General features: G+C 46.4%; 11 protein-coding genes and 2 pseudogenes. 6 read left to right on the forward strand and 7 right to left on the reverse strand.

The features are described from left to right. Positions 1–192: 192 nt before the first annotated feature. From QUB30_RS13105 to tyrS, 3 genes are all read right to left on the reverse strand, one after another. Positions 193–702, reverse strand: a complete 510-nt coding sequence (locus tag QUB30_RS13105) for a hypothetical protein (RefSeq protein WP_333333827.1) — start codon at positions 700–702, stop codon at positions 193–195. Positions 703–826: 124 nt separating this feature from the next. Further along, complete coding sequence (gene pyrF / locus QUB30_RS13110; protein WP_333333830.1) at positions 827–1,537, reverse strand: orotidine-5'-phosphate decarboxylase; 711 nt, start codon at positions 1,535–1,537, stop codon at positions 827–829. Positions 1,538–1,569: 32 nt separating this feature from the next. Continuing rightward, positions 1,570–2,802, reverse strand: a complete 1,233-nt coding sequence (tyrS, locus tag QUB30_RS13115) for a tyrosine--tRNA ligase (protein ID WP_333333832.1) — start codon at positions 2,800–2,802, stop codon at positions 1,570–1,572. A 205-nt stretch (positions 2,803–3,007) separates the two neighbouring features. Between tyrS and QUB30_RS13120 the strand changes: the two genes are divergently transcribed. After that, positions 3,008–4,261 (forward strand): RNA-guided endonuclease InsQ/TnpB family protein, encoded by a 1,254-nt coding sequence (locus QUB30_RS13120; RefSeq protein ID WP_445300498.1) that lies wholly within the window; start codon positions 3,008–3,010, stop codon positions 4,259–4,261. A 159-nt stretch (positions 4,262–4,420) separates the two neighbouring features. Beyond that, positions 4,421–6,340, forward strand: a complete 1,920-nt coding sequence (locus QUB30_RS13125; RefSeq protein WP_333333834.1) for a transglycosylase domain-containing protein — start codon at positions 4,421–4,423, stop codon at positions 6,338–6,340. A 31-nt stretch (positions 6,341–6,371) separates the two neighbouring features. Here QUB30_RS13125 and QUB30_RS13130 read toward each other — a convergent pair whose 3' ends face one another. From QUB30_RS13130 to QUB30_RS13140, 3 genes are all read right to left on the reverse strand, one after another. After that, positions 6,372–6,695: a DUF1825 family protein gene (locus QUB30_RS13130; protein WP_333239302.1), complete on the reverse strand. Its 324-nt coding sequence runs from the start codon at positions 6,693–6,695 to the stop codon at positions 6,372–6,374. Between the two features lie 536 nt (positions 6,696–7,231). After that, a complete protein-coding gene (lepB, locus tag QUB30_RS13135; protein WP_333333837.1) occupies positions 7,232–7,849 on the reverse strand; it encodes a signal peptidase I in 618 nt (205 codons plus the stop codon). A gap of 314 nt (positions 7,850–8,163) precedes the next feature. Beyond that, on the reverse strand, positions 8,164–10,641 hold the full coding sequence (locus QUB30_RS13140) for an ATP-dependent Clp protease ATP-binding subunit (protein ID WP_332978051.1): 2,478 nt from the start codon (positions 10,639–10,641) through the stop codon (positions 8,164–8,166). A gap of 1,193 nt (positions 10,642–11,834) precedes the next feature. On the opposite strand from QUB30_RS13140, the pseudogene QUB30_RS13145 reads away from it, so the two are divergent. Further along, positions 11,835–12,900 (forward strand): annotated as a pseudogene (locus tag QUB30_RS13145) (ISKra4 family transposase). 60 nt (positions 12,901–12,960) lie between these two features. Here the strand turns inward: QUB30_RS13145 and QUB30_RS13150 are convergent. Continuing rightward, positions 12,961–13,827, reverse strand: a pseudogene (locus tag QUB30_RS13150) (IS4 family transposase); the annotation flags it as partial. Positions 13,828–14,499: 672 nt separating this feature from the next. Between QUB30_RS13150 and QUB30_RS13155 the strand changes: the two are divergent. The 3 genes from QUB30_RS13155 (at position 14,500) to ntrB (ending at position 18,152) form a co-directional block, all read left to right on the forward strand. Further along, positions 14,500–15,285, forward strand: coding sequence for a class I SAM-dependent methyltransferase (locus QUB30_RS13155; protein WP_333333838.1), 786 nt, complete (start codon positions 14,500–14,502; stop codon positions 15,283–15,285). Positions 15,286–15,847: 562 nt separating this feature from the next. Next, on the forward strand, positions 15,848–17,242 hold the full coding sequence (locus tag QUB30_RS13160; RefSeq protein WP_333333841.1) for a CmpA/NrtA family ABC transporter substrate-binding protein: 1,395 nt from the start codon (positions 15,848–15,850) through the stop codon (positions 17,240–17,242). A 64-nt stretch (positions 17,243–17,306) separates the two neighbouring features. Beyond that, the gene (gene ntrB, locus QUB30_RS13165) at positions 17,307–18,152 is read left to right on the forward strand and encodes a nitrate ABC transporter permease (protein WP_333333843.1); all 846 of its coding nucleotides are present in this window, start codon (positions 17,307–17,309) and stop codon (positions 18,150–18,152) included. Positions 18,153–18,179: the final 27 nt, after the last annotated feature.

An 18,179-nucleotide genomic window follows, 5' to 3' on the forward strand; every position in this document is an offset into this window, starting at 1 on the left:
ATTTTCTGTCAGGAACAGGCAAGATGCCTGTTGCACAATCACAATTATTTCATGTGGGGTGGGCGTCTCGCCCGCCCGCAAGATGCCTGTTCCACAATAAAATTATTTTCTGTCAGGAACAGGCAAGATGCCTGTTGCACAATCACAATTATTTCATGTGGGGTGGGCGTCTCGCCCGCCCAAAAATACAATTTAGTTGCGGGACAACTTATTTTTTGCCTGACAATCGCGCAACCACAAACGAATAGCCTCAGCAATTTCGCTTTCACTATCTTGACCTAATAAAGGACGAATCTCCGCCGCAGTACCAAACCGAGAAACAATTTTTGCCAACTCCCACCCGTTCTCCGTTTTAGTGAAAAATAGCCAGTGATACTGCTGAATCTCTACTCGTTTCTCCCCGCGATACTGCCGTTCCAAAGTAGTAATGAAAACTTGACTGGCATTTTCAGGAAGCGCATCTTCAAAATTTAAAGGTAGCGGTTCAAACTCCGGGCGGCCGGCTAAAATTATTTGAGGCAGCGCGTAATCGGACGGTGTTTTTTTGTTAGGAGAAAAGTGCGATCGCACAATTACGCGATTAGCATAACTCGGCAAATCTTGCAACAGGCGATCGACCAAAGTTTCTAAATCAGCCGGACAGAGCGATCGCACTAACAAACCATACCGACTTGCATTGATACTATTAGTATGATTTGTCATAAAATTAACTGCAAAAGTCGGAGTTGCAACCGCAGATATCAGCAGATAAACACAGATGAACGCAGATATAATTTTATTGGCGTTCATCGGCTTTTATCGGCGGTAAAAAACAACATTTCTATTCTTACTCCAACTCTTCACAAATACGGGTAAAAGCCGCCACCGGATCGTCCGCAGCAGTAATCGGCCGCCCAATCACCAGATAATTCGCACCAGCTTTCAAAGCCGCCTTTGGAGTCATCGATCGTTTTTGATCGCCCCCATCGGCCCATTTCGGACGCACACCGGGACAAACTAACAGAAAATCATCCCCGCAACTCATTCTTAACTGTTCCACTTCTTGGGGAGAACAAACAGCACCAGCTAAACCCGTTTCCTTAGCCAACAATGCCATGTGCAAAGCAAATTCCGGCAACTCCAAAGGTATTTTCAACTCAAAAGCCAACTGTCGCGAATTCAAACTCGTTAACAGGGTAATTGCAATCAACTTAGGAGTCGGTCGATCGACAGCCGCCGCCCCTTCCGTCAAAGCCAACTGTGCCGCTTTCAAAGCATCTTTACCACAAGTAGAATGGATAGTCAATAAATCCACATTATACTTAGCAGCAGCCCGACAAGCACCAGCCACAGTATTCGGGATATCGTGAAACTTCAAATCGAGAAAAATCCGCTTTTCCCGCTGTTTTAAAATTTCCAAAATCCCCGGCCCGGAACTCACAAACAGTTCCAAACCAACTTTCCAGAAAGATACTTGCGGCAGTTTGTCCAGAAGTGCGATCGCCTCTTCTTGACTCGAAACATCCAAAGCAACAATAATTCGATTATCAGCGTTCATCTTCAGTATTCATCTGCGGTTAAAAAAGAGATTCAAGACACCAATCGCACAAACTTATTCTTCCCAACCTGCAAAACCTTACCGCATAAATCAGCCGGTGATTCAAAAGTAAGATTAACATCAGAAACCCGATCGCCCTCCAACTTCACCCCACCGCCCTGCATCAACTTCCGCGCATCACCGCTGCTTTTACAAAGCCCGCTAGCACTCAGAATATAAAACAACTTAGCCGGAAACTGCACACTTGCCAAAGAAAACTCGGGCACTGCATCAGCTTGTCCCGCAGCACCTTTAACCAGCGCCATTGCATCTTGTTGTGCGCGTTCCGCCGCTTCCGAACCGCGATACTGGCGCACCACATCCACAGCCAAAAGTTTCTGTTTTTCTCGCGGATTTTCGGGCAATTCATCAAGTGGCCAATCTGTCAATAGTTCAAAATATTGGGCGATCGAACTATCAGCAATTTTCTCCAACTTAGAATACATCGTCAGCGGGTCTTCCGACAAACCGACATAATTATTCAAAGACTTCGACATTTTCTGCACCCCGTCAGTCCCGATTAAAATCGGCATCAGCAAACCAAACTGCGGTTTCATCCCAAAATGTCGCTGCAAATCTCGTCCCACCGCAATATTAAACTTTTGGTCGGTTCCGCCCAACTCCACATCCGCTTCCAAAGCCACCGAATCGTAACCCTGCATTAGCGGATACAGAAACTCATGCAGATAAATCGCATTCTCCTGCTGCATCCGATTATCAAATCCCTCTTTAGCGAGCATCTGCTGCACCGTCATCGTCCCCAGCAGTTCCAAAATCTTCGCCAAGTCCAATTTCGACAACCACTCGGAGTTGTAGCGAATTTCCAAACGTCCGGGTGTGTCAAAATCTAAAATCGGACGCACTTGGTCTAAATAAGTCTTGGCATTTTCCGCCACTTGTTCGGCCGTCAACTGGCTGCGCATCTCGGATTTCCCTGTCGGATCGCCAATTCTTGCGGTAAAATCTCCGATGAGCAATACGGCTGTGTGACCGGCATCTTGAAATGCTCGCAGCTTGCGGACGCAAATGCTGTGTCCCAAGTGAATGTCACTCCCAGTCGGGTCAATTCCCAGTTTGACGCGCAAAGGTCGATCGACTTTTGCCAGGAGTTGGGCTAAATTTTCGTCAGGGTTGCTAGAATCAGGTCGATCCGGAAAAATCTCGCTGACGCCGCGGTAAAGCGCTGAAAGGTTAGGAGTTATCATCGGGGAGCGATCGTCCATCATAATTTTGCCAAAGTGCAGCAGAATTAGTTACACTCACTGGTTGACGCATAAAAACATAACTATAGCGCGAAGCCGTGAGAACCCCGGTCTTTCCAGCCGGGATGAAACGCAGCAGCAGCTTTTAAGCTCCCAGTCACCGCTTTTAAAATAATCCTACAAGATCATGTACAATTTTGTAGAAGGAGGTGATTGAACCCTGTTAACCCTGACTTACGAGTACAAAGCAATGCCCACAAATGAGCAGATTCGGCTAATAGAACACACCCTAGACTTGTGCCGAAAAGTGTGGAATTTTGCTCTGCGTGAGCGCAAAGACTGGATTAATTCTCGCAAGTGTGCGGTGAATGCTTGTTCAATCATCTCTGAGTACATAATTCCAGCTAATGAACTCTACCCAAACTACAATGCTCGAGCCAAGTCTTTAACACTTGCCAAAGAGCAGTATCCAGAACTGAAAACAGTTAACGCCCAAGTGCTGCAACAAGTCCTGAGAAAACTTGAAACAGCATTCATTGATATGAAGCGCCAGGGAATGGGGTTTCCCCGATTCAAAAATCGGTACAAAATTCGGTCATTCGTTTACCCCCAACTGGGTAAAGCTCAATTCCTGAAGAACAATCAAATCAAGTTGCCGCAGTTGGGGTGGTTAGAGTATGTCAAGTCACGCAAGATTCCCGACGGTTTTTTAGTTAAACAAGCTCGGATTGTTCGCAAGGCTTCCGGGTATTTTGTGATATTGATACTAGAATGTGACGTGAATGTGCCCGATGTTTTACCATCGGGTTATCCCGTGGGATTGGATTTAGGTCTAGACAAGTTTGTTGCCACCTCCAATGGCGCGTTGATTGAACGTCCTCGATTCTTAGATTCGCTGCACCGCAAGCTGACATTGCTGCAACGCAGATTGAAGCACAAGCAAAAAGGCTCCAGCAATCGGCACAAATTAAATCGGCAAATTGCACGATTGCATCAACGCATTGCCGATACTCGAAAAGACTGGCATTTCAAACTAGCACACTCGCTTTGTGAAGATGCTGGGATGATGTTTGTCGAAGATATCGACTTTCGAGTCTGGGCGAAAGGAATGCTGGGTAAACATATCTTAGATGCTGGATTCGGGCAATTTGTTTTAATCCTGCAATGGGTGTGTTGGAAGCGTGGCGTTTACTTTGACAGGGTGAACAAAGACTACACCTCGCAAGTTTGTCCTCAATGCGATACGCATAGCGGAAAAAAAGAATTAAAGGACAGAGTTCATTCCTGCCCTGAATGCGGTTACACGACTCATCGAGACGTAGCGGCCGCACAAGTGCTCCGCAATCGCGGAATCTCTGCGCTGGGACGCAGCGTGGCTCAAATTGCCTGTGGAGACGGTCTGGCGGGGACTGGGAACAGTCTAGTTAAGAGTCAACGAAGCAGGAAGAAGGGTGGAGAGGCACGGCTTCAGTTTGCCTTGTAACATCCTTTGAGAATCCATGTGCATTTATGCCGGGGAGTACGTCAACAAGCTACCATAATCCCAAAGCTTGCCTGCCAACATTTCTGGTGGCAGTTATTCCATCCCCTATCTAAAATTAAAAGTCTTAAGCCCCACATCGATTGAGGAAGTGAAATCCACGTGTCAACCAACGCAGTCCGCAAAAACACGGAAAACTCAGCCCCCGTATTCGAGTTTGTTCAGTCAGTCAGTAAAGTGACCGCCGGAACCATACTCAGCATGACAATGCTTGCCAGTTCCGTAGTAGCTGGCGGACTGGTTGGCTTAGCGATCAGCTTCCGCAATTTGCCAGATGTTCGCATCTTGCAAACCTACTCTCCCACAGAAACTACCCACATTTACGACATCAACGGCAAGCCCCTAGCCAGCATTCACGACGAAGCCAACCGGGATGTCGTACCCCTTGACAAAATCTCCCCGAACCTGAAACGGGCGGTTCTGGCGATCGAAGATAGCAACTTCTTCACTCACAAAGGCATCAACCCCGGCGGGATAGCTCGAGCTCTCATAGTCAACCTAGAAAAAGGTAGAACCGTTGAAGGCGGTTCCACTATGACTATGCAGCTAGTCAAAAACTTGTTTCTATCTCCCCAGTCAAAATTTAGTCGCAAGGTAGCTGAAGCGGTAATGTCTATCCGCTTGGAGCAAATTCTCAACAAAGACCAAATTCTGCAACTGTACCTGAATCAAATCTACTTAGGTCACAACTTGTACGGCGTAGAGACAGCTTCTCGAAGCTATTTCAACAAGTCAGCAAATAATTTGACTCTTTCAGAATCAGCGATGCTGGCCGGCTTAATTTCTGCCCCCGAAGAATACAGTCCTTTCGTCAATTACAAGTTGGCAAAAGAGCGGCAGGAAATCGTTTTAAACCGCATGAAGGAACTCAAATGGATTACCCCGGCCCAAGAGACTGCCGCCCGAGGGCAAAAAATTAAGCTAGGCCAAATTACCTCTTTTGGCGGATCTCAGGTTCCTTACGTCACACAAGCCGTAGTCCAAGAGCTGACACGGCGTTTCGGGCGAGATGCCGTGCTCAAGGGAGGAATGCGCGTTCAAACCACGATCGACCTCAAAATGCAGCGCATAGCCGAAGAAACCGTCAAAGCGTGGCACGATCGGCTTTACTACCAAGGGCTGTTTTACAATCGCGACCAAGGTCAAATTGCCCTAGCCGCAGTAGATCCCCGCACCCACTTTGTCAAAGCAATGGTTGGGGGCGTCGATTACAAAAAGAGTCAGTTCAACCGCGCCATTCAAGCACGCCGCCAGCCCGGATCTTCTTTTAAGCCTTTCATCTACTACGCTGCCTTTGCTAGCGGGAAATACAGCCCCGATTCAGTTGTCTACGACTCCCCTGTCGGCTACCGCGACGGCGACGGGTACTACTACCCTCAAAACTACGGCGGCGGCTTCTCCGGTGCCGTCAGCATCCGCAGAGCTTTGGAAGTATCGCTGAACATTCCCGCCGTCAAGCTCGGTCAAGAAGTCGGATTGAATAAAGTAATTGAGATTTGCCGCGTGCTCGGCATCAGAAGTCCGATGGAACCAGTGGTTTCTTTGCCCTTGGGTGCAGTTGACCTGACTCCTTTAGAAATGGCCGGAGCTTTTGCTACCTTCGCCAACAACGGCTGGCATTCTGACACCACGTTTATCGTGCAAGTCACTGACAGCAGCGGCAACGTCTTGCTCGACAATACGCCCAAACCCAAATTAGTTCTCAATTCCTGGGCTGCGGCATCTGTCAACAGCGCCCTCCAAGGGGTAATTTACAACGGAACGGCAAGGGCAGCTCAACTTGGACGACCGGCTGCTGGGAAAACTGGTACAACTTCCTCAGAACGGGATATCTGGTTTGTGGGCTACGTTCCCCAGTTGTCGGTGGCAGTTTGGATGGGCAACGACGATTACACGCCGATGAGCTACGGCGCTACTGGCGGTACTATTGTCGCCCCTGTCTGGCGCGATTTTATGAGCCAAGCTTTGCAGGGAGTTCCTGAAGAAAGTTTCAAACCTGCTTCAGCTTTTGAGCGGCCTTAATTATCAGTCATCAGTCAGTCAACCGTTGACCTTAGGATTGTTTTTCCAGCTCAGTTTTCATCCGCTCCAGCGTTGAGTTCATTTGCTCAAACATCTGCTGGGGCGTGATGCCAAATTGATTGAGCTGTGTTTTTAACTGCTCTACAGTCATCTGAGCCATGAAGTCCTCAGACAGCTCGAAGCGCTTCATAAAAATACGGTAGCGCTCCATCATTGATTCCATCTGAGCAATGAACATTTTCTTGCCTTCGCGATCGAATTTGCCGTAATTGCCACCTAGTTTGATTAGAGATTGATAGTCTTCAAACAACAGCTTGGCTTCTTGCTGAACAATTTCTGAATCAAAAAATCCCATAGCTTTCCTAATTTTTTAATATTGAACAAATTTTGATCTAGGCGAGAAATCTCGCTGCTTTTTGTACTATTTTATCAGTTGCCGGAGTAAGTCCCTACCTCTCAAGGCACAAGAATATGTAGAAATTTCCGTACAGGAGAGGGAGAGTGGGAACTCGGAGACGGAGAGAGTGGGAGAATTGCCCAATTACCAGTTCCCAATTTCCTCAGCCTTTATCCGTTAAATCCCTTACATCCGGTACATTGCTCGTTGCCGAACTTCCCTCTTCCTAATGACTGATGATATCAACTCCGGTAGCCTCGGAATTAATATTACCCAGAGCTTTCGACACGGCGAGCACCTAAGTCCCTACAATTAATCCGGGTAGAAACACCGAGCACGGCGCGGTGTCCTCGGTATCATAAGAAGTGCAACCGCAAACGATATGACTAATGACTCATGACTGATAAACATCTCCAAAAACTTCTGGGGAGTAGGGGTTAGGCATCCTGCCTGCCCACAACCTGCTTTTCTGGAGATGTTTATTAGTCATGACTTCAAACTTCGCCGATGCGTTCTAGAGGCCAAAACCGCAGTACAGCGCGGCCGATGATATTCTGCTTAGGTAAAAATCCCCACCTGCTGGAGTCGTTGCTGTTGTTGCGGTTGTCTCCCATCACGAAGTATTGATTTTCCGGGACGCGATAAGGCCCCCACTGGTATTTAGGAGGTTCGGCAATATATTTTTCGACGATTGGTTTGTCGTTGAGGTAGACTAGACCTTTTTTAACAGCGACGGTTTGACCCGGTAAGCCAATTACCCGCTTGATGAATGCTTGGTCTTGGGTAAAGCCTTGTTCTTGCAACTTTTCGGGCGGGGCAAATACTACGATGTCGCCAGTTTTTGGAGGTTCGAGGTAGTAGGAGATTTTTTCGACTACGACGCGATCGCCCACGTGCAGAGTTGGTACCATAGAATCTGAGGGTATGTAGCGCGGTTCTGCGACCAACGCTCGAATAACTATTGCTAAACCCAAAGCAATAATCACTATCTGAATATTTTCAAAGCTAGACTTCCACGCTTTCTGCCACCAGGTGCTCGTGCTGAGCGAAGTCGAAGAATCACCCTGGATTTCTGCTACTTCTGTACCCAAATTCTTTTTTTCCGATGTCATTTATTTCTCCACTATATAGTTCTTGCTAATTATCTAATTGCCATTGAAGTAGCTCGCTCTAATTAAACGTAAACTTTGTTTGGCTATTCAGAAACCCGGAAGGGCGAACAGGGGTGCGCGACCACTACAGAAACCGAGTCGATCGGTCTGATGTTTTTTGAGACGAAGATACTTAGAAAAGTGTAGTGCATTCTCTTGATTTTAACTCATAAAAAAGGCAGAGAATTAAAATTCTCTACCTTTTTTTATGTGAGGATTTTGAGTTGTTTCCGGCTGCAAGATTGGTTATTTCAAAACTTCACTCGCCTTGACACTTACTCAGCGCCTTGAGGCAGCAATTCCCGCTTTTGACCTTGCAGCACCTTAACAATTCCGTCCTCGCCCACATCCACAACAGCGGTATCGCCGTCTTTGATGCGGCCAGAAAGGATTTCCTCAGCCAAGCTGTCTTCCAACAACCGCATGATGGCGCGGCGCAGGGGTCTGGCTCCGTAACTGGGGTTGTAGCCTTCTTCTATCAGCCGTTCTTTGAACCGTTCAGTGACTTCCATCGTGATTCCTTGTTCTGTCAAGCGGCCGAACACTTCTTTGAGCATAATGACGGCGATTTCCTTGACTTCTTCCCTGTTCAACTGGCGGAAGACAATAATTTCGTCGAGCCGGTTGAGGAATTCGGGGCGGAAGTAGTTTTTGAGTTCTTCGTTAACCAAGGAGCGAATACGGTTGTAATTGGCATCGGTTTGGTTTTCGCTGAACTCGAAGCCGAGACCGCCGCCGCCTGTGGCGATGACCTTAGACCCGATGTTGGATGTCATAATCAGCAGCGTGTTTTTGAAGTCCACGGTGCGACCTTTGGCATCGGTTAAGCGGCCGTCTTCCAATATTTGCAGGAGCATATTGAAGACATCGGGGTGGGCTTTTTCGATTTCGTCGAACAGCACGACGGTGTAAGGACGGCGGCGGACTGCTTCTGTGAGTTGGCCGCCTTCGTTGTAGCCGACGTAGCCCGGAGGGGAACCGATGAGTTTGGAGACGGTGTGACGTTCCATGTACTCCGACATATCCAGCCGAATCATCGCGTCTTCGGAACCGAAGAAGTAGCCGGCTAGGGCTTTGGTGAGTTCGGTTTTGCCGACGCCGGTGGGCCCGGAGAAGATGAAACTGGCGATCGGGCGATTGGGATTTTTCAAGCCGACGCGAGCGCGGCGGATGGCGCGGGAAACGGCTTTCACTGCTTCTTCCTGGCCGATCAAGCGCTGGTGCAAGGTATCTTCCATGTGCAGCAGCTTTTCGGATTCGGATTCGGTCAGTTTGTTGACCGGGACGCCCGTCCAGCTTGCCACGATTTGAGCGATGTCTTCTTCGGTGACTACTGGCGATGGGTCGGTTTCGCCGGTGCGGGCCGAGTCGGTTTTTTTGGCTTGGGAAATAGCGCGAATTTCGGCTTTGATCGTCATTTCTCGATCGCGCAATTCGCCGGCTTTGTCAAAGTCTTGAGAACGCACCGCTTCGTCTTTATCTTTGAGGACTTGGCGCAGTTCTTTGTCAAGTTCTTTGGCTGCGGGGGGCAGTTGGGAGTTGATCAGGCGAACTCTGGAACCAGCTTCGTCTACCAAGTCAATTGCTTTGTCTGGGAGGAAGCGGTCGGAGATGTACCGATGTGAGAGTTTGGCGGCAGCTTCGAGGGCCGTGTCCAAAATTTTCAGCTTGTGGTGCTGTTCGTAGCGTTCCCGCAGACCGAAGAGAATCTCGATCGTCTCGTCAACGGTAGGTTCGCCTACCATGACGGGCTGGAAGCGCCGCTCTAAGGCTGCGTCGCGCTCGATGTGCTTGCGGTACTCGTCAAGGGTGGTAGCGCCGATACACTGGAGTTCGCCTCTTGCCAGAGCCGGCTTGAGGATGTTGGCTGCGTCGATCGCCCCTTCAGCAGCACCTGCACCGATCAAAGTGTGCACTTCGTCAATCACCAAAATCACGTTACCCGCAGTGCGGATTTCGTCCATGATTTTTTTGAGGCGTTCTTCAAATTCGCCCCGGTATTTGGTACCGGCGACGAGCAAGCCGATGTCGAGGGTGACGACGCGCTTGTCTTCCAGGATGTCTGGGATGTCATTGTTAGCGATGCGTTGGGCCAGGCCTTCGGCGATCGCGGTTTTACCAACTCCGGGTTCGCCGATGAGCACCGGGTTATTTTTGGTGCGGCGACCGAGGATTTGAATTACCCGTTCGATTTCTTTTTGGCGTCCGACTACTGGGTCTAGTTTGCCATCGACCGCCATTTGAGTGAGGTTGGCGCCGAACTCATCGAGGGTTGGGGTTTTGGTGCGGGCACCGCCACCAGTGGCTGCGACTTCTGCGGTTTCTCCCAGCATCCGAATCACTTGGGTGCGGACTTTCGACAAGTCTACTCCCAGGTTTTCTAAGACTCTGGCCGCTACTCCTTCACCTTCGCGGATCAGGCCTAGCAGCAGGTGTTCGGTGCCGATATAGTTGTGTCCGAGTTGACGAGCTTCTTCTAGGGATAGTTCTAGAACCCTCTTGGCGCGGGGAGTGAACGGAATTTCGACTGCTACGAAACCAGAGCCGCGGCCGATTATTTTTTCCACTTCAATCCGAGCATCTTTGAGGTTGACCCCCATTGATTTGAGGACTTTAGCTGCAACCCCGGTTCCTTCTCCGATCAGACCCAGGAGGATCTGTTCTGTCCCTACGAAGTTGTGACCCAGGCGGCGAGCTTCTTCCTGGGCCAACATGATTACTTTTATTGCTTTTTCTGTGAAGCGTTCAAACATGATTTATTCCCATCACCTGCTGCTATGTGCCCGTTTCGAGGTCACGCTCGCACAACGAGCGTTTTTGTTCTCGTAGGGACACGGCATTGCCCTGTCCCTACTCGTACTGCTTATTCTAGCGCGACACTCCCAACCGATCTGCCGCACTCGGCTGCGGTTGCAGATTCCAGGCTCATGTTGCAGGGTGGCTTTCAACTGGGAAGACCCAAATGGTGGCTGACCTACAACCTCCCCTAGACTGCAAGAAGATTGCTCTTCTCGGTCTGTGCCCAACCTACGACTACTTATTGATGGATTCTAGCACAATCTTTTTGGCTGTCATGCAGGTGCAAAAGTGATAATTCTCCGAGTACAGGCCGGGTTTTGCACAAAACTTATTAGTTAGATGCACGATCGATCCCCTAAACTCGCTCTTAAGCTGTTGTCCATCTCAAGAATCTTTTGGTTTGCGAGGGAAAGAGCGAGCTGGGCTTTTTTTATCTAAAATTTTGTCTCAGATCCTTTGAAGATTTGGGTGTTCTTCATGTTGTCAGTTGTGCGATCGCTCCGGCATCAATTAGTTAGTATTGCTACACTCCGAGGGTTAAGGTCAGACTATAATCAGCACGGTCAAAGAAAGTGCTTTCGCAGCAGAGTGCTTTTTGTCGTCTACCGATCTGAGTTAAATCTCTCAAACTTTAAAGTCACAATAGAATCTAAATCTTGTTTATGAGTCCTAGGACTTGTCGCGATCGAGTCCGATTTTGCGGTATCAAACCCCAAACAATCTGCCTAATCCTTTGAGTAGAGACACTTTGTTTTGACAAATTTTTACAAGCTTTCTATCAACTTTAAGTTGGGTGAGTACGATAAAATATCTAGTATTCAGTCGCACGCGGGAATGGGCTTTCAGGAAATCGCTAATAACCACAATTCCGACAGTTTTTGATAACTGAGATGTTGCACCATTCTCAATCATCCTTTTATGAACTGGCTTTCCGGCCAGTGAAGCGAGAAAATTCATCGCGAACATCCCGATTTTGTAACTTCTCACCAAAATGGTATAATTAGAGGTTTTGGCAAAACAAACACTAGAAAAAACCAAGTTTTCTGAAGAGTCAATTAGTGATTTTTTAGGGGTTGACAAATTTTAAAAATGGGGAAAAGTGGTAAGATGCAATCCTCAAACAATTGCCACTAAGCGAGGAATAGCTATGACACCAGAAGAGCAGGAGCGTTTAAAAGCCTGTGAGAAAAGAAATCGCAGATATCTTCTACAAAAACACGCCCCTCACTGCACTCGAAAACCTCGAAACCATTGAAAAGCACCTGAGATAACAATGGTTAGATCTAATCGGGCCGCAAATAGGTTTTTTTTTATCAAACAGGCAACCGGAACAGAAATGGGACGGCCCCGAACCGTAAAGAGCTGTCTAGGGGAGTTAACAATTACAGAAAAACAAGCTGAGAAATTGGCGGTCAAAAAATCTACTCGGTTAAGTCCCTGATTTGAAAAATGCTGTCTGCGACTGACGGCTAATTTATCTTTTCAAAAAGCTTCTCAAGAAATTGAAGTACAAACCGGAGTAAAGCTCGGTCATACTTGTTTACACAGATTGGTAGAAAAGCAAGAATGGAGCGAACCCACAGAAGTGTCATACGTCCGGGAAGCTAGCATAGATGGAGGAAAAGTCCGTGTTAGAGGCGCTCGGGGAGAAGGTTGTCACTGGCTTGACTATAAAGCCGTCCGGCTTCACCCGAGTTTTTATGGCGCATATTTTCAAAATAATCAAGCATTAATTGATTATGTTAACCGTCAGCCTTTAGCTCCCCTACTAACCTGTTTAGGAGACGGCCATGAGGGAATTTGGAACATTATAGGTCAGTTAAATCCCTAGCCCACGGCGACGAGAAATATTAGACTGGTATCATTTAATAGAGAATTTGCATAAAGTAGGTGGCTCTTTGAAGCGGCTGGCGGTAGCTCGATAATTTTTGTGGCAGGGACGTGTAGATGAAACCATTAATTTGTTTAAATCTTGCCGCCGTCAACCAGCAAAAAATTTTTGTATCTATCTTCAAAAGCATCGACATCGAATAGTGAACTACCAATGGTTATCAAGAGAAAACGTTTGTTCGATTGGTTCGGGAGCTGTCGAATCAGCCGTTAAACAGATTGGCAGAAGATTGAAAATATCAGGAGCGCAGTGGTTGAGCGAAAACGTTAATCAAATGCTTAAATTGCGATGCGCCTACCTGAATGATCTCCTATCGGTTTGATGCGTGGCAATGCTGGCACTCTCGTTGCTCTCTGCAAAACCGGGATGCTCCCGAAGTTTTGGAGCGAATCTGTACTACTCTTATAGTCAAAGCTGGTGTCTTTTTTGTGCCTGAACCTATTTTAATTATCTGGTCTTTGACATCCTAAGTATTGGTTAATACCCGCTCTATTTGATCGGATGCACCTTTCTTTATTCGAGTGATAAATCCAATTTCTCGATCGATGAGTTTTGACCAAAACGCGAAGTTAGAGAAGCCTAATTCCAATAATAGTAAGGTTTTCGGCTTAACTGTTTTTAGTAAATCTTCCTCCCAATTAGTATCTGCTTGTTTCGGATTTTCCCCAAACCAAATTTCTTCGGGAAGATGAGTTACTAGGTCGATGATTACTCCCATTTTTCCGGCTAATTGACCAATCGGCACATCTGATAAACTTTGTAGCTTCTTAAATAATGCTTCTAATGTTGACCCGTCAGCTATCCAGATATTTTCAAAGTTTTTTAAGGCAAATTGTACGCTATCCGGTAGTGGTCTTGATTTTCTCATCAACCATTCCCGACGAAAATGAGGCAGTAATTCTTTAAATACTTTTTCAAATAAAATTGCGGGAAAAGTTAAAAATCTTTGTGATAATGCTTGTTGACTAATTTCAGACGGCTCACACCATAAAAATCCTTCTCTATTTAATAATCTAGTTAATTCTGTTACTCCTGCTACATTTCGCCATAAAAGACTTAATATTGCTGCCATCATTAATGGTAGTGTCAGAATCCTATCTCTTAAATTTAGTTGGCGATAAAAACTTTTTTGGGCAGCCATTGCTAGAATTAATAAATCTTCCAGGTGATTCGCAATCGCTTCATTTTCTATTTGGGGACTATTTTTTTTCTTTGCATGGTCTCGGTTGATTCTTTTTTTGCGAATCATAACTGGTTCAACTAGGGCTCAACTGCTTGCCCTATAGATGTTTCAGCCTATTTTACCTTGCTTGATTTACCCCCTTGACAATTTGCACTTTTTCTTAACTTGTCACAAATGAGTAGGGACAAAGGCTTTCGCCGTGTCCCTAGGGCGGGGATAGATCGATCGCGCAGTGTCCTTCATAAACCTGGAATCTGCTTGATGATGGGAAAATTGACATCCATGATTTGAGTCACATGAACTTTGTTAACAGTCCATGACTGTCGCCCTAACCTTCCTTTACTCCTGTCCTATGGTACTTTCGCTGCTTAAAAACTCTCCAGACTATTGTTATTATGTGGAATAGCCTTTGAAGAAAGCTGGAGCCCCCTTGTTGTCTGAGGATGAAGAGTTAGCTTCCTCTTCAGAGTACAGAGTCTCTGTTGTTGCCCCGGCTACTCCATCGGTAGCGGCTGCTTCTAAAGCTGCTAAAAAAAGAAAAGATGATGATTTGACTGTTGGAAATTCGCCAACTATATCCGTATCCCGGCAATACCTATATACCCACTGGGAGGTGTGTTAACTCACCTTTATGACGAAATGTTAAAACTCTGTGCATTAATGCAGTAGGTGTGGTACAACTTAAATCGTTCGTTGAAAGTTACTGATTAATCTGCAATTAATATATATTTTGTAGCTATGTATTCATCTTCTATAGACTCTTATTACAATAACCCTTTTCCCTTTCATCTTCGCATGAACGATTTAATATCACAACTCCAATTGCGAGGTGACGAAAGAATTCTAGACGTAGGATGTGGAGACGGGAGAATAACGGCAGAAATTTCCAAATTATTGCCCCAAGGTTATGTTATTGGTAGTGATATTTTTCCGGAAGTTATAGAGTTTGCTAAAAATAAGTTCGATCGCCAAAATCACCCGAATTTAGAATTTCAAGTAGGCGATGTGAGAAGCCTTGAATTTGAAAATTCATTTGACGTGATTGTTTCTTGTGGAGCTCTTCATTATATCCACAATCATATCCCCGTGCTGACAAGGTTTAAAGAAGCGCTCAAGCCTTCAGGGAAAATTTTACTATCGTTTTTAGGTGAAGGCTCTAACAAGTCTTTTCATTTTGTGTTGCAAGAATTACTCCTGGATAGTAAATGGAAAGAATTAAATAATCTTAGTTATCAGTTTTATTCGCCTGCAGAATATAGAGAAATGTTAAAAGCTGTGGGATTTAGTACAAATTGCGTAGAAATTTATTCCTATCCCTTAAAAAATAATAATAGTAAAATAGAAATAAAGCAACAAGTTGAAAAAGTTTGGTTTTCTTTGAGTACTAGAATACCTCCAGACATTTACGATACTTTTCTTGAGGAGTTAGTAAGTATTTATATGGAACGCAATCCTCCCAACCAGAGCGGTTTAATTGAAAGTAAAGCAGAATGGTTAGAAATTCAAGCAACTGCAATACCGTAACAAAAAAATATTTCTGTATTGTAGACTACAATTAACCGCCACCTTAAAAAAGTAGACATATATTAATAAACTAAATGTACGGTGGCTCAGATGCTTGCGGCTTATTGACAATAGATTAGAAGGCCCCCCGATCGCCATTCGCTACAACCCTTACCCTGCCAGTCTTGGTTTGAACCAGTTTTGATAAGCAAACCCGATCGCCCTTCCCAACGCTTCCTTATCGATACGGTCATCCGAAAAGATTTGCTTATCATTCAAATTTAATAATTGTTTTATAATTTCCGGAAGAGTACGGTACAGTTAATTATCAAGTCAAGGAAACGTGCGGCTCGCAAAAAGTGAGTTCACACAACTGGGCCGATCGAAATATCGATATTAATCAAATAAGTCAAATCAGCAGGGTAGTTTAAAGACTTATGCTAGCAATAAATCTTTTGCTCCCTCCTGCCCACCTGCGCTCAAAACAGTTAGCTAAACCCAATTAGCGAACAGCAAAAAAGCGCGTTGATAACCTTCAGTGAATGTTGTTACAGAAGATTATGAATTGCAGCGAGGCTAGACTATGACAAGATTTTCAGATGAATTTTCCGCGCTTTCTCGGCGTAAATTTATCCTCAAAGCAGGTGCATCTGCACTGGGTTCAATACTGCTGAAAGGTTGTTTGGGAAATCCCCCAGAACCCGGTGCAACTGCCGGCGCTGACGGCGCGATACCCGCAGCTACCTCAGTAGTGGCTGTTGCCAACGAGAAAAGAGTCGAAGGAATTGAAAGCACTAAAATCACATTGGGATATATCCCGATCGTCGAAGCAGCACCTTTAATCATTGCCCAAGAAAAAGGCTTTTTTGCCAAATACGGCATGACCGAAGTCACGATTGCCAAGCAAGCAAACTGGGGTTCGGCAAGAGATAACGTAGAAATCGGATCGGCCGGCGGCGGCATTGACGGCGGCCAGTGGCAAATGCCGATGCCTTATCTAATAAGTAAAGGCCTGATTACCAAAAACAGCGTCCAAATCCCCATGTATGTTCTAGCCCAGTTGAACACCCATGGAAATGGAATTGCGATCGCAGCCAAACACCAAGGTAAAGGCATCGGACTTAAACTAGATCAAGCAGCCCAAGACTACATCAAAGGCCTCAAACAAGCAGGTACTCCCTTCAAAGCAGCCTACACCTTCCCCAAAGTCAACCAAGACTTGTGGATTCGGTACTGGCTGGCAGCTAACGGCATCAATCCCGATACAGATGTCGAACTGCTAACAGTACCGGCCGCCCAAACCGTGGCCAACATGAAAACCGGAAGCATGGACGGTTTCAGCACCGGCGACCCCTGGCCGCTGCGGATTGTCAAAGAAAACATCGGCTTCATGTCCGCCCTCACCTCCGAAATCTGGAAAGCACATCCAGAGGAATATCTAGCAATTCGCAGCGACTGGGTAGACAAACACCCGAAAGCCACCGAAGCCTTACTCGCAGGACTAATTGAGGCACAGCAGTGGTGCGACAAGCCCGAACATCGAGCCGAATTAGTCGCCATTGTTTCTGGAAGAAACTTCTTTGACGTATCTCCCACGATTTTGACGCCTCCCTATGAAGGCAAGTATGTCATGGGCGACGGCAAACCAGACATCAACGACTTCAAGAGTAGTCCGCTGTACTGGAAAGACGACATCGGCAACGTTTCCTATCCCTACAAGAGTCACGATTTGTGGTTCTTAACCGAAAGCGTGCGCTGGGGTTTCCTGCCGACAACAACCTTGGCAGATAAAAAGACACTCATCGATAAAGTCAACCGCGAAGATATCTGGAAGAAAGCAGCTAAATTAGCAGGAGTTGCTGATGCTGACATTCCGAAAAGTACGTCTCGCGGCATTGAGAAGTTCTTTGACGGCAAAGAATTTAACCCGGAAAATCCCGAAGCTTACCTTAAGAGTTTGGCAATCAAAAAAGTTTGATGGGGTCTTAGCTTGGCATAATTGAGTCTCGGACAAAACAGCATAAACATAGGAGATTAACAAGATGGCTGTCAGCACAAATCGGAGAGGCGGAGTCGATGCCAAAGGATCATTGGGCGAGTTTTGGAAGAAGAATTCCCCGAATATCTTGCCGCCAATTTTGGGAGTAATTGGATTTCTGCTAGTTTGGCAATTCCTGTCGAGTTTGGGAATTATCAAATTGCCCGGACCGCTCAGCGTTTGGACTGACGAACGGACGCGGATATTGTTGATGTATCCTTTTATGAACTCCAAAACCTACGGAGTCGGCTTATTTTGGCAGACTTTGGCTAGCTTGGAACGGGTGGCAAAAGGCTACACTCTAGCCGCTGCTGTGGGAATTGCTGGGGGTGTTTTGGTAGGTACAAATCCGCTTCTGAACAAGGCTTTAGACCCAATTTTTCAGTTTTTGCGGATGGTAGCGCCTCTGGCTTGGGTGCCCATTGCCCTAGCTGCACTGCAACAAAACGAACCTGCTGCTTTGTTCGTGATTTTTATCACTTCAGTTTGGCCGATTTTAATCAACACGGCTGAAGGTGTTCGCCAAATTCCCGACGATTACAACAACGTGGCGAAAGTGCTGCAACTTTCTCGTCAGGAATATTACATGAATATTTTGTTTCCGTCGGCGCTTCCTTATATCTTCACAGGATTGAGAATTGCGATCGGTTTGGCTTGGCTGGCGATTATTGCTGCGGAAATCGTGATGTCGGGGATTACGGGTATCGGCTTCTTTATTTGGAATGCTTACCAGCAAAACTACATCAGCGAAATTCTGTTAGCGGTGTTCTACATTGGGGCTGTTGGTTTGTTGCTCGATCGCATGATGGCTTGGTTGCAGCAAAAGATTGCTCCCCCTCAAGGAAAGTAGTTTTGATTTGTGAGTTACTCGTTCCCA

This window comes from Microcoleus sp. BROC3, assembly GCF_036702515.1.
Classification (GTDB): Bacteria; Cyanobacteriota; Cyanobacteriia; order Cyanobacteriales; family Microcoleaceae; genus Microcoleus.